The 13,264-nt window shown below is 62.9% G+C and carries 9 protein-coding genes; 5 read left to right on the forward strand and 4 right to left on the reverse strand.

Annotated elements, in window-relative coordinates; translation table 11 throughout:
* Positions 1-9: 9 nt before the first annotated feature.
* Together L0M17_RS12280 and L0M17_RS12285 are read right to left on the reverse strand one after the other, a co-directional pair.
* Complete coding sequence (locus tag L0M17_RS12280) at positions 10-1,758, reverse strand: ABC transporter permease (RefSeq protein WP_241054259.1); 1,749 nt, start codon at positions 1,756-1,758, stop codon at positions 10-12.
* A 342-nt stretch (positions 1,759-2,100) separates the two neighbouring features.
* Positions 2,101-3,060 carry an ABC transporter substrate-binding protein gene (locus tag L0M17_RS12285; RefSeq protein WP_241054260.1) on the reverse strand — a complete coding sequence of 320 codons (960 nt, stop codon included), beginning with the start codon at positions 3,058-3,060 and terminating at the stop codon, positions 2,101-2,103.
* Positions 3,061-3,612: 552 nt separating this feature from the next.
* Between L0M17_RS12285 and L0M17_RS12290 the strand changes: the two genes are divergently transcribed.
* From L0M17_RS12290 to L0M17_RS12310, 5 genes are all read left to right on the forward strand, one after another.
* On the forward strand, positions 3,613-4,548 hold the full coding sequence (locus L0M17_RS12290; protein ID WP_255732815.1) for an NAD(P)-dependent oxidoreductase: 936 nt from the start codon (positions 3,613-3,615) through the stop codon (positions 4,546-4,548).
* A gap of 78 nt (positions 4,549-4,626) precedes the next feature.
* The gene (locus tag L0M17_RS12295) at positions 4,627-5,592 is read left to right on the forward strand and encodes an alpha/beta hydrolase (protein ID WP_241054262.1); all 966 of its coding nucleotides are present in this window, start codon (positions 4,627-4,629) and stop codon (positions 5,590-5,592) included.
* 25 nt (positions 5,593-5,617) lie between these two features.
* Entirely contained in the window at positions 5,618-6,631 is a 1,014-nt protein-coding gene (locus tag L0M17_RS12300; protein WP_241054263.1) for a zinc-binding dehydrogenase, read from the forward strand.
* Positions 6,632-6,984: 353 nt separating this feature from the next.
* Entirely contained in the window at positions 6,985-8,598 is a 1,614-nt protein-coding gene (locus L0M17_RS12305) for a carboxylesterase/lipase family protein (RefSeq protein WP_241054264.1), read from the forward strand.
* 114 nt (positions 8,599-8,712) lie between these two features.
* Positions 8,713-10,107: an MmgE/PrpD family protein gene (locus L0M17_RS12310; RefSeq protein ID WP_241054266.1), complete on the forward strand. Its 1,395-nt coding sequence runs from the start codon at positions 8,713-8,715 to the stop codon at positions 10,105-10,107.
* 407 nt (positions 10,108-10,514) lie between these two features.
* On the opposite strand, the gene L0M17_RS12315 is transcribed toward L0M17_RS12310, so the two are convergent.
* Together L0M17_RS12315 and L0M17_RS12320 are read right to left on the reverse strand one after the other, a co-directional pair.
* Entirely contained in the window at positions 10,515-11,291 is a 777-nt protein-coding gene (locus tag L0M17_RS12315) for an SDR family NAD(P)-dependent oxidoreductase (RefSeq protein ID WP_255731954.1), read from the reverse strand.
* A 91-nt stretch (positions 11,292-11,382) separates the two neighbouring features.
* The gene (locus L0M17_RS12320) at positions 11,383-12,531 is read right to left on the reverse strand and encodes a serine hydrolase domain-containing protein (protein WP_241054269.1); all 1,149 of its coding nucleotides are present in this window, start codon (positions 12,529-12,531) and stop codon (positions 11,383-11,385) included.
* Positions 12,532-13,264 lie beyond the last annotated feature (733 nt).

The following is a 13,264-nucleotide window of genomic DNA, read 5'->3' on the forward strand; positions in this document are numbered from 1 at the left end:
CACTGTTCATTAGAAACTCTCCAAAGCTGATTTGCCGCCGATTCGCACTGTTATCGCGAGGATTGCGGCTGTTACGAGTGTGACGAGCAAAGACATCGCGGCCACGGCGGGAACTTCGCCCTGCTGTCCGAACTGATACAGAAGGGTTCCCATGACCTGCTGGTTGGGTGACTGAACCATCACTGACACAGCGAAGTCGTTGGACAGCATGACGAATGAAAGTGCAAGTGCCGCAGCGATGCCCCGCCGTGCGACCGGCAAGGCGATAGTGGCGATCATCCGGATCTGGCTCGCTCCACTCACACGCGATGCCTCAAAGAGGGCTTTGTCCACCCCGATCAAGCTCGAGTACTGGGACCGCAGCGCGAAGGGCAAGGCGACGAACGAATACCCGATGACGAAAAGCGCCACAGAGCCATACAGGGAGAAGGGTGGGCGGATGAAGACGAACACGATCACCATTCCGAGAAGGGCCCGCGGAACGGCCAGGGGCGCGATGAAGATGAAGTCGAGAGTCTTCACGACTGCGCGGGGGGCCCGGACGACCCCGCTGAGCGCGAGCGCGGTGGCGAATCCGAGCGGAATGACGACCAACGCGGCGAGGACTGACGCTAGGAGGCTCGTCGCGATGGACTGTCCGACTTGGGGGTTGTTGATGAGCGCGATGATGTTGTCGAGTGTGAATCGGAGGCTGGTGAGGTTGCCATCCCAGAAGGGCGAGAACGCCACCAGAGCGATCGCGACCAGAGGCAGCCCGACGATGATGACCCCGTAGCCGACTACGATGGCGACTGCCCCCTTTGAGTCCTTCCGGGTCATTCCACGCCCAGAGCTCTGCGTGATGTAACGTCGCTGGTCTCCGACCACGCGGCGCTGGACCACGATGGCCAGCACGCCGAATATCAGCAGCGGCAGGCCGAGTGCGGCAGTCAGCGGATAGTCGATTGGGAACGCTTCCCGCAGGCGGAAGATCTCTGTCGACATGACTTCGATGTTCTGTCGAGCACCGAGGAAGAGCGGTGCGGTGAACTGGCCTACCCCGATGAGGAACGCGACGACGATGCCGGCGATCAGCCCTGGCCGCAGGAGCGGGAACGAGATGGTCATGAAGGCCCTCAGACCGCTTGCTCCCGCTACGCGGGCGGCGGCCTCCACTGACCCGTTGATCTCGAGAAGGCGCGGGTATACAAAGGCGAAGATCATGCCTGTGACCTCGATCGCCGTGAACAGGATGATTCCGGTGTAGGTATAGATGTCGATCGGCCCGTCTTTGAGGCCGCTGAAGAAAGGCAGCATGCGCAGCGAGGTGTTCAAATAGCCCACGGTCGGATCGCAGATGAAGATCCAGCCATAGATGAAAGCCACAGGCGGGATCACCAGCGGAATCTGCGGCACGACCGCCGCGAACGAGCGCATCCGCGCCGGGACTCGAAGGGCGGCAACGGCAAGTCCGACGGCGGCGACGGTACCGATGGCGGTGGAGCCGGCGGCCAGCAGGACGGTCGTGAGCATCGTCGAGCCAATATCGGGGATGGCCATCAGCCGCCCGAAAGCCGATCCTCCCTCGTCGAACGTCCGCAAGAAGAAGAGCAACACAGGCCAGACGACCAGCAGCAACAGCGCTGCCGTGAACGTGTACCACAGGGCAGGCCTACCAAGACTGGAAGGCGTGACCGGTCGACGCGGCGCGAGGTCAGCGCGGTGGCCGGCCGGCCCCGCCTTTTCTCTCTGCTTCGACTCCATCGTCGGACTAGTCATTGGCCATCTCTCCTTCTTCCGTCCTCGGGGTCATCACTCCTCGGACAAGACCGGCTCTCCCAAGAAGGGTGTCGTCCGTTCTCATGGTCTCCATGTCAGACGCTCCTTTTCCTTCCTTGGCGTCGGTCGTCTTTCTCTTGGGGGCGGACTCCGTCTGCTGTCCGGCGATGAAGCTCTCGCGGCCCGCCGCGAACTCAAATGGCCGCCGCCGCCCGCCGGTCGGTTTCACCCCTGGGACGAAGCTCCTACTACTTTGACGGCAGGCTCCTCGGGGGGCCGTGCCGCTGCGCTTCTCTGGAAGGCCCAAAGAATGCATCGAACACGGCCTCCCGAGCACCTCGGTCACTTGAAGCGGGGAGTCCAGTACTTGGCGATCCACGCATTCCACTTGTCGTTGGTCCACTGGCTCGGGTCCAGGAAGTTGACCTGGTCCCAGGGAGCAGCGCCCGGAACGTTCGTGGGAACTGTTCCCGCGGGGGCATTGTCCTGGACGATGGCCTCTTGGCCGTCTTTGCTCATCACGAAGTTGGCCCATACCTGAGCCGCGTTCGGGTGAGGCGCGTTCAGCATGACGGCGACGTTGTAGTTGGCGCCCGCCCGAGCGTTCTTTGTTACGAGCTGGGCGACCTGCGCCCCCTTCGCGATCAGAGGTGCGGTCGTGTTGACCTGGTCTGGGTAGGCATAATCGACCGCGCCGGCGCCGAACGCAGCAGACAGCTCAGAGTTGCTGTTGTAGACCGTATACCTGGCTTTCGCGAGCTGGTCGAGGAACCCGTCTCCATACGTCTGGCGCAGCGTCTCGTAGACGTTGGCAGCGGCTTGGGACGCCTTCGGGCTGACCAGTCCGATCTTCGCCTGGGGATTAGCGTCGAGCAGCGCCTTGAGGTCTGCCGGAGGGGTCGGCTGTGACTTGGAGTATCCGAGCACGTACTGGAAGCCCCACCAGGTCGCATAGCTCTTGCCGTTCAGCAGCTTGTCCCAGCCGGCCGCTTGATTGTCGGGGCTCACCTGAAGCGCTGCGAATTGGTTCGCCTTGTAGGTGTCCGCAAACCAGCCCGGGGATGCATGCATGACGGCATCGGCGCCCTTCACCTGACCGGAGAGCTCCTGATTGAGCTTGTTGATGAGATCGCCCGTGGCCAGGAAGGTGAGGTTGATCTTGATGTTGGGGTACGCCTTCTTGAACGCCGCGTACAGCTTGGGCTCAGCGTTCTCCTGGCCCATCGACGTGTAGAGGGTGAGGGAGCCCTCGTCGTTTGCCTTCTTCACGATGTCGTTCCAGGCAGAGCTTTGAGCGTCCACCGGCGCTCCAGTCTTCACGTCACTGGACGGCGTGGCACTGCTGCCGCAGCCAGCTACCCCCAGTGACGCGGCCACGAGCATGGCGGATGCGGCAAGCATCCGCGTTCTGGTCAACCCAAAAAATCTTCTCACTTGCGCTCCTCCTTGAGCCGGACGGCTAGCCGTCGAGGGCCGGGCCGGCAGTGTGGCGAACATCATGACGAACATGCATTCGCTTTACAGTACAGCGAACGGCTGATGGCTTCAATAGCCCGACCCGGCCAATGCGTTCGTATTTGAGTACCGCTGTACCGTAACGTGAACCAAGAAAGGGGTCAAGACTGCCCTCCCGCCACTCTCGCCCCCACCCGGGCCGCCCTCGGTCTGCAGATGGGCACCCGGAGCGGCAACAGGTGCACATCGGCCATGTCCCGGGTATCATTGCTTTCGTCATTGCGTACGCTGATTCACAATCAGAAACGAATCCTTCCATTGCGGCCCACTTCGGCGCGTGGGCCATCAGAGCTAGCAAGGGATCCTCTGGGATCCGAGTCGTGCGACAGGAGTGAGCGGATGAAGGTCGGATACATCGGTCTGGGGCATATGGGCCGTGGGATGGCTATGAACCTCGTCAGGGCTGGAAATGACGTGGTGGTTTTCGATCTCTCGGCAGAGGCCATGGCTCCAGTGGTTGCAGCAGGGGCAACTGCCGCCTCGAGCGTCGCGGACCTCACCAAGTCAGTCGATGTCGTGTTCACTTCCCTGCCCGGCCCGCCGCAGGTAGAAGCTGTGGTTCTTGGCAAAGACGGCATCCTGGCCAACATCGAAGCGGGGAAGGTCCTCTTCGAGCTATCGACCAGCTCGCGCGAACTGGCCCTGCGCATCCATGACGCGTTCGCCGAAAAAGGTGCGACCATGCTCGATGCGCCTGTCAGCGGCGGCCCCGCCGGTGCGGAGTCGGGCGACATGGCGTTCTGGGTGGGCGGGGACGTCGATGTCTACGAGCGCCATCTTCCGCTGCTGAAGGCCATGGGCGACAAGCCGCGGCATTGTGGCCCCATCGGCTCCGGCACCACGGTCAAGCTGGTGAACAACGTGATTGGCCAGATGTTCCTCACTGTCATGGCGGAGGCGTTCTCCGTGGGTGTCAAGGCCGGGGTGGATCCCCTCGAGCTGTGGGATGCCCTCCGGCTCGGTGTGATTGGCAAGGGTTCGGCGCTGAACATGCTCACCAATCAGTTCCTGCCCGGCCGCTTCGACCCGCCGGCATTCGCCCTTGACCTGGCATTCAAGGATGTCACTCTGGCAACCCAGCTTGGCCGGGAGCTCGGCGTGCCGATGCGGATGGCCAACCTGACGCACGCGGAGATGACCGAAGCCGTTGCGCGCGGACTCGGAGCCAAGGATTGCCGCATCTACCTCCAGCTCCAGCTGGAGCGGGCCGGCGTCACCATCGCTGTGGACCCCGAGGAGCTGGCCCAGCGGCAGAAGGCGGCGAAAGTCGCATAGGCAGCTCCCCCCACCCCCCAGCCGCGACTCCCTGTGGGCCTCGAGGCTGGCCTGAGCTCGACGAAGGAAGGTTAGACGATGGCGCTGAGCGCAGTCACGAAGCTCGACTATCCGATTGGAATCGGCGGCGACGGGGGCAGGGGCCGATTCGCGGCCCACTTCTTCCCCGCCGTTGGCGCCCGGAACAGGGTGCTGCAAGTTCTCGTCCATGGCGTCTCCTACGATCACCGCTACTGGAATGCGGACACGATCAACGGAGAGGACTACTCGTATGCGGCTTATATGACGGCGCAAGGGTTTGACATCCTCGCCATCGACCTCCCAGGGGTCGGCGCCAGCGACAAGCCGAACGGACATGACATATCCCTCCACGCTGTCGGGTCTGCGATCAGCGGCATGGTCGCTTTGTTGAAGGAGCATGACGCCATCCCCGGCTTCACCTTCGACCATGTCTCCCTGATCGGGCATTCGATGGGGGCCTCCATCTCGGTGTACTCGCAGGCAAGATGGCCGAGCGCCGATTCGGTCGTAGTGACAGCGACGGGCTTCTATCCAGGGCGACCCAAATCGGCCTGGGCGCCCGGGGCACGGGAGAAGCTCCTGAGCGACCCGTATCCGATCGTGCAGCCGGAGGCCCGTCTGAAGTTCTACTACCGGCCCCAAGCAGACCCCGAGGTCATCTCATACGACAACGACCTCCTCAGGTGTCCGACCCCAAGCGGGCTCTGGGCCGACTGCATCCCTCTCCAGGACGATCCCAACGCCGGGTTCGCTGAGCTCAAGTGCCCGGTGCTCATTCAGCTGGGTGAGCATGACCCGATCCTCCCTGCCAAATTCGCCGAGGACGAACGCTCCCTCTACTCGTCGTCCTCCAGAGTCAGCATGGAGCCGCTGGCCGACATCGGCCACTCCTTCAACCTCCACCTGAACAGAGAGAAAAGCTGGGAGGGCATCAGCCAATTCCTCCTCGGCCTCGCCTCCCATAGCAAGGCCGAGCACTCTGATTCCGCGCCGAGCGATTCAGCCCTAGAACACCGGGCCTAGCCCGTCGATCGAGGAGGAAGACGACTTGCGAGGCATCCTCTTCCACGGAGAGCGACAGCTCGAACTGGCAGCCTTCGCCGATCCCAGTCCCGGGGCTCGCGAAGTTGTGATCGCCGTCAGGGCTTCCGGCATGTGCGGATCTGATCTGCACACCTACCGGGGGCCAAGAATCGATGATCCGGTCATAGGAGGGCATGAGCCGGCGGGGGTCATCGTGGGCGCCGGTTCTGAGGTCCCGAAGGAATGGCTCGGCCGCTCGGTGATGGTCCACCACTACTTCGGCTGCGAGATGTGCGACCAGTGCCGGTCAGGGTGGACACAGATGTGCAGGAACGGCGCCAAGGCAATGGGGGCCACCGCCCACGGATCCCACGCCGACCTCATCTGCGTGCCTCTCAGCACCGTGCTGCCGATGCCGGAAGGCCTGTCATATCTGGCGGCCGCGGCTATCAGCTGCGGAACCGGCACCGCCTGGGGAGCACTGAAACGGCTCCAGCTCAATGGCAGCGACACGATCGCCATCTTCGGCCAAGGGCCAGTCGGAGTCGCTGCCACCCAGCTGGCAACCGCGATGGGGGCCCAGGTCATCGCCCTGGACATCTCACCCGAAAGGCTCGAGCGTTCGCGGCATTTTGGGGCGGCTGCCTGCCTCGACCCGTCCGGGGTCGAGTCAGTCCCGGATGCGGTACGAGAACTGAATGGCGGGCGCGGCGTGTCGAAGAGCTTGGAGACGTCGGGCGCGTCCAGCGCGGCGAGGGCAGTTCTGGAGGTGCTCGACCTCTGGGGCTCAGCCTGCTGGGTGGGAGTGGGCTCGACGATCAGCTTCAACCTCAGCGATCACCTGTACCGCCAGATCACAGCAATGACCTCATGGACCATGTCCGTCCCGGCCATGGAAGAGTGTGCGCGGTTCGTGGTGGAACGGGGCGTCGACGTCGACGCTATTTTCACGGACCGATGGAGCATCGACCAAGCCCTCAAGGCATACGAGGTCTTCGACAGACAGACATCAGGAAAGGCCGCCTTCGTCGCGGACTAACACCTGGATCCAAGGAAACGCTCGCCGTGGCGGGCGCAATGGAAGTACGAGGGGTTGGGGATGAAAAGTCCGCTCCCAAGAGAGCTGAAGGAACGACGGATGCGAAAACAGCAGACTTGGCTGCCGGAGGCCGGCGAACAGGTAGAGCTGCGGCGACAGGGCCGGCTCGTTCGCAGAGGGACCATCGATGCGGTCATGCAAGACCATTCGGGCTTTTGGCTGGCCGCGGACGGCATCGACCCTCGCATCTACGTGCACATCGAAGATCCGAGCCTTCAGATCTGGGCGGGCTCTCCTCCCCCTGCTCCCTCCGCCGCGGAAGCCCGACCCCAGGAACCACACGAGCGGTTGCGATGACAGACCGGGCCGGAGACGCGAAGACGGTGCGGTCGGCCGCGGGCCGCTCTCCCACTGGACTGCATCCCATCGTCGAAACCGACAGCGGCGCGGTCAGAGGGTCCCTGGTAGATGAGGTTCGGGTCTTCCGCGGAGTGCCGTATGGAGCCGACACCGGCGGAAACCGCCGGTTCCTGCCCCCACAGCCCGTCCGGTGGGCCGGGGTCTTCGATGCCATGGCCTACGGGCCGACCGCTCCGCAACCCCATCCAGGTGCCCTGAGTGTGCCGCTTCACCTCGCCTGGATCTTCGATTCCCAGCCCCGCAGCGAAGACTGCCTCGTTCTGAACGTGTACGCACCGCGGGAGGCCCTCGACCATGCGGTCCCCGTGATGGTCTTCCTCCACCCGGGAGGGTTCGTCAACGGCTCCGCCAGCCCTCCAGGCTTGGACGGCACAAACCTAGCGAGCCTCGGCGTAGTCGTCGTCACCCTCAACCACCGCCTCAACATCTTCGGCCACCTATACCTTGGCGAGCACGATGGAGACTACGGAGGTTCCGGCAACGTCGCCCTGCTCGACATCATGGCTGCCCTTCGCTGGGTGCAGCGCAACATTGCCCAATTCGGGGGCGACCCAGGGTGCGTGACGGTTTTCGGTCAGTCCGGGGGCGGTTCCAAGGTGGCTGCCCTGATGGCGATGCCGGCTGCCAGAGGATTGTTCCACCGGGCCATCATTCAAAGCGCGTCATCAATGCTTCGGTTCGCGACCTTGGAGGAGGCGGCGCGCAACACGCACCATGTTCTCAAGGAACTGCAGCTCGACCGCCGGCGGCTGCGGGCCCTGCACGAGATTCCGGTGCCGGAGCTCGTGGCCTCCATTTCACGCACGATCCAGTCGTCCGGGAAACGGGACGAATTCCGCCCAGTCATCGACGGCATCCATCTCCACGACCAGCCGTTCTCAGGTTCCTCCCAGCAGCTCTCGGCAGACGTGCCCCTTCTGATGGGCTGGTGCGAAACCGAACAGCGTGCGGCCTTCTCTCTTACTCCCGATGTCCTGGATCAAGACCCTCCATCCGCTCTGCAACGGGTCGCGCGATTCCTAGACGTGCCGGAGGATGTTGCCGCCACCGTAATGGACACCTATGCAGCCGCCCGTCCTGAGGACTCTCCAGGCGACCTCATGGCGATGGTCTACGGAGACCATCGGTACAGGCGAACTGTCACTACTGCGGCAGAACGACGCGCAACTGCCCCTAAAGCACCCACCTACATGTACCTGGTCAGGTGGCGGAGCCCGGCCCTGGGAGGCCTCCTCCGATCGCCCCACTTCATGTGCCTGCCCTTCGCCTTCCGCAACGTCGAACGGGCGCGCGAGTTCGTCGGTACGGGTTCTGACCGATTCAGGCTCCAGGAAGAGATGTCCCGCGCGTGGGTGGCGTTTGCCAGCCGAGGCGAACCCGGCAACGGAATGGGGCCTTGGCCGTCCTACAACCTGCGCGAACGTCCCACCATGGTTTTCGACCGCGAATCCTGCTTGGAGAACGATCCCGCGCGGGATGAACGGCGCGTGCTCGAACTCTGCCCGCCGTACATCCCGGCCGAAGGCGAAGGAGGTAGCCGCGGATGACTCCGCGGCATAGGAGCTCATCTATCTGCACCACCAAGCTCCAACGGGCGCAGGCCACGCTAACGACTTTCCCTTCCAATCCCAACATTCCGCGTCGAAGGAGACAATCGCACAATGAACGCCCCTGTCACGACAGCCGTTGCCGCACATATCGCCCATGCGAAACGCGACCCCCTACCCGACGGGATCGCAGACCGCGCGAAGCAGCATCTGCTCGACAGTTTGGTGGCAATGCTCAGCGGTGCCACCCTCCGGCCAGGAAAGCTTGCCGTCGCCTATGCTGAATCACGCGGGGGCGTCGGCGAGTCGACCATCATAGGCGGCACACGAACGAATCCCGAACTTGCCGCGTTTGCCAACGCCGTGTGCGCGCACGCTGACGAGACCGACGACGTGAACAACAGGGCCCGGATACATCCCGGCTCATCCATTGTCCCGGCTGCCCTCTCCGTGGCCGAAGCTCTCGACTGCTCCGGCTCGGACCTCTTGGCCGCCGTGTCCCTCGGCTACGACGTGGCAGGCGCCGTGAACATCGGTGCGTGGCGGTCCATGAAGGCGATGGACAGGTCTCCCCGCACCACCCATGGCGTGGGCCAAACCTTCGGGTCCTCGGCCGCAGCCGCCTGCCTCGCCGGTCTGACCATGGAGCAGAACCGCCACGTCCTCTCCTACGCGGCCCAGCAGGTCGCTGGGATCGCGACGATATACAGAGACCCCGAGCACATCGGCAAGGCGTTCGCCACCTCAGCCGTGCAGGCCCATGCCGGCGTACGGGCCGCAGAACTGGTCCGCTCCGGGTTCACCGGGATAGACGACGTCTTCGACGGATCCCCGAGCGCCTTCGACGCCTTCGGAGAGGACGGCAGCACGGACCGGATGCTCGAGGACCTTGCCAAGAGTCGCCACGTCACAAAGACCGACATCAAGCAATATCCGGTCGGCGGCCCCATCCAACCTGCAGCCCAAGCGCTAGAACAGCTGATGGCCGCGGAATCGCTGCGGGCGGACACTGTGCGTTCAATAGAGGTTCGTCTGCCCACCGGATTCGCCTACGTCGTCAACAACCGCCCCATGCCGGACATCAACCTGCAGTACATCTTGAGCATCCTGCTGCTGGAGGGCCGCATCACGTTCGAGAACTCCCACGATTACGAGCGCTTCGAATCCCCTGAGGCCGCAGAGATCATGCGCCGTGTTCGGCTGATCGGGGATCCGGAACTGGACCTCAGCGACGAGTACATCGCGGCCAACGGAAGAACGTGGCGCGCGATTGTCACCGTCGAAACCACAGACGGGCGGGTACTCACCGAACGCGTCGACGCCTGCCGCGGCGCCCACAACAATCCAATCAGCTGGGGGCGGCTGGCAGATAAAGCTCACATGGCGTTGCAGGGAGTGATGCCTGGGGGCCAAGTCGATGATCTGATCAAATGGGTGCAAGACGTGGAAACGGCGACGAGCAGCCGGGAAATCAGGGCCTTCCTATCCGCGGTGCGGGCAACACCGTGACGAAAGTGCCGTTTACGCGCGAGCCCCTACACACGATCTTCTAGGGCGTCCCGGTCGAGATCGCAAGTCTGCTGAAGCAAGGCTGCCCTTTTTCCTCCAGCCTGTCTTGTGGACAACAGAGGCGGGACCACCCTGGAGTATGGGTTCTTTCAACGAACAACCCGATCAACGACAGTGCAGGGGCCGTCAGTCAGATGGTGCTCTTGCCGGGCCCCACGGCCCGGCAAGAGCACCATGTTCTCGATCGCTCTCAGAAAACCCTGGCTTTCAGCCGAGCTGTGAACGCGCCGAAGGGCGCGGAAGTCACGTGGCAAACGATGAGCAGCCTCGGCTCCGGCAAGTCCCTTGTGCGGAGCTTCCGGCCATGCGGCTTCTCGGGGATGGCAGAGCCTAGGACCTCGGCCACGCTATTGGCGCCCGCCGAAAGAGGGGATTCCGGCAGTGTGCCCTCCGTCCACCGGCAGGATCGCGCCGGTGATGAAGCTGGCTTCGGCGGAAAGCAGGAAGGCAATCGCTGCTGCTACTTCGTGCGCCTCGCCCGGCCGGCCGATAGGGTGAGCGGCACTGATCCTCTCCACATTCTCCGGATCCGTGAACATCGGAGCCGTCATAGGGGTTCGGATCATTCCGGGAGCAACGGCATTCACGCGCACGCCGGAACTGGCAAGTTCAAGGGCCATCGTTTGAGTCACGCCGACGACCCCGAACTTGGAGGCAGCATAGGGCAGCCGGTTCGGATTTCCGCGAATTCCCGCAGCCGAGCTCACATTCACGATCGCGCCCTCGCGATTAGCGGACACAAGGGAAGCAGCGAAGGCCTGGCACACGAAGAGTGTCCCCGCCAGATTGACCGAGAGCACCCGGTCAAGCTCCTCCGGAGTGAAGTCCAGAATGTTCCCGACACCCCGTATGCCAGCGCTGTTGACGAGCCCGTAGGGCTCCCCGAAGGTATCGTTCGCTGCCGAGATGAGCTCGGATGCCTGGCCCGGGTCTGAGACGTCGACGCCGACCGCCCGGATCCGCGGTGGATCATCGAGACCGGCCAGCGCTGCCTCCACTTTCGCCGCGTTCAAGTCCGCGGCAACCACCGAAGCACCTTCCGCATGGAGCCGCACCGCCGTTGCGGCACCGATTCCGCTGGCAGCTCCCGTCACAATAAAGGTTTTGTCTCGAAGCCCGTTCATACAATCACATGCTTTCTATTCGTCCGGACCATGCCGGGAACTGAATACCAAACCGAACAAACACAAGCCCAGGTGATGGCAGTCGCATCGCTCATCGCCCGAACTCCTCGTACACGGCGCGCTCGAAATCTTCATAGCAGGCCATGAAGTCGGGGTCGCAGAACGGCATCATCTGCGTCATGAAGACTGCGGCAATTCCGCTCGTTGGATCAATCCAGTAATGAGTGTTCAACACACCTGCCCACGTGAGCGATCCGGCACGCCTCATTCCGGGAGCCTCTGCTTCGGTCCGGAAGAAGCCGGCAGTGTGCGTCTTGGGAATCCCCGGGCAGGGTTCGATGTCATACGACATGTCCGGTATGTAGGACTTGAGAACGGGAGTTGGAAGCAGCACGCCCCCGAGCTGGTTTTCGAACAGCAGCCGCATGGCATCCGGGCCGACAATACGCTGCCCGTCGTATGTCCCGCCTCCCAGGACGAGCCTGAGAAAAGCAATGTAGTCCGAAGCGCTCCCGTAGAGGGCATGGCCCATGTGGTATATCTCGGGGTTCGCTGCTGGATAGTTCTCGAATGGCGCGAATGAGCCGTCCGGCCGTTTGAACACGAGTTCGGCCATTCGGTCGCCCGCTTCGGCGCGCTCGAAATAGGTGCTCTTCATGCCCAGCGGCTCGATGATTTCCTCATGTACGAATCGATCGATCGGGCGTCCGTCCAGTTCTGACACGAGAGCACCAACCCAGTCAGTTGAGACACCGTAGGCGAAGCCCTCGCCTGGTTCGAACAGCAAGGGGTAGTTCAAGGATTCCAGGGTCCCGGTGATGTCCGAGGGAGCTCCGGTGACTTTCGCGTACTCCGCCATCAGAGGGTAGAAGGCTTCATATCCCATTCCGCTGGTGTGAGTGAGAAGGTGGCGGAGGGTCGCACGCCTCCTCGGCTTCCGATATTGCGGCCCGTCGGGTGTCACGGTTTCGAGCACTTGGAGCTTGTCGAAATATGGCAGAACATCGCCGACCGGCGTATCGAGGGTCACGAGACCTCGATCGATCGCCATGATTGCCATCAGGCTGCCAATGGCCTTCGTCATTGAGAACCAGCTGAAGACCGTTTCCGGACCGGCCATGCGGCTGTTGTTGGCACGGCCGGAAGCGTGCTCCCAGAGAATGCCGTGCCGATCAGCAACCATTCCGACGACGAATGGTGCCACCCGCCGCTCCACTACATAGTCGACAACCTTGTCCAAGCACGACACCTGCGCTCCTTTCGGATTTCCTTGCATTTGCTCTCGGGACGAATGCCAGATCTGCCCGCCCACCGAATTCATGTGTCCTGAGCGAATCATGCGCGGATCGCAGGCAACACAGTTGACACCAATGTGCATGGGCGAGCAGAACGGTTTCGCCACGCATGTCGTGTTCCGCGTTGAATGAGGCAATCTCCAGTTCGCAGGAGCGCTTCCCCTTCATCGAGTAGAACCCAAATCATGCCGTCAACCACAGTGATGACGTCTATTGTGTCGGTGCGATGCATTCCGGCTTTTTGGGTGGCAGCTTGCTCCCCTTGGTCGCCGTAGAGGTCGCGCATCGACGCCTCGTATTTCTCCATGGCCTCCGCATCGATGTCTTGGTCAGGGGGGAAGACAGCGAGTCGCACCACTACACCTGAGGGCGCTGGAGCCACGATCTTTCCAGACCGGAGCACTTCTTCGTCCATGCGGGGGGGAATGGAGTCTGCTCGCCAGACTTCTGTCACCGACAGTCCGGTGGGCCGATTCACCCAGTCCGTGATGATCGAATCAGAGACGACCCGAGAGCGGCCCCCGGCATCATTGCCGGTGACTAACAGCCGCGGGGACCCCAGACCAGAATCAGATTTCGCCGTGCCCGTCAAACCAAATCACCACCCGGCGTCCGGAGGCTCCCTTGGCAGCCAAGCCCGCCCGAGAGACGAGCGCTCCTGCCCAGCCTGGTTTCTTT

The organism is Sinomonas terrae (assembly GCF_022539255.1).
Classification (GTDB): domain Bacteria; phylum Actinomycetota; class Actinomycetes; order Actinomycetales; family Micrococcaceae; genus Sinomonas; species Sinomonas terrae.

Bases quoted from the DNA above. Each gene is read 5' to 3' on its own strand.
- L0M17_RS12295 (WP_241054262.1), top strand. From the start codon at position 4,627: ATGGCGCTGAGCGCAGTCACGAAGCTCGACTATCCGATTGGAATCGGC.
- L0M17_RS12315 (WP_255731954.1), bottom strand. From the start codon at position 11,291: ATGAACGGGCTTCGAGACAAAACCTTTATTGTGACGGGAGCTGCCAGC.
- L0M17_RS12290 (WP_255732815.1), top strand. From the start codon at position 3,613: ATGAAGGTCGGATACATCGGTCTGGGGCATATGGGCCGTGGGATGGCT.
- L0M17_RS12280 (WP_241054259.1), bottom strand. From the start codon at position 1,758: ATGACTAGTCCGACGATGGAGTCGAAGCAGAGAGAAAAGGCGGGGCCG.
- L0M17_RS12305 (WP_241054264.1), top strand. From the start codon at position 6,985: ATGACAGACCGGGCCGGAGACGCGAAGACGGTGCGGTCGGCCGCGGGC.
- L0M17_RS12310 (WP_241054266.1), top strand. From the start codon at position 8,713: ATGAACGCCCCTGTCACGACAGCCGTTGCCGCACATATCGCCCATGCG.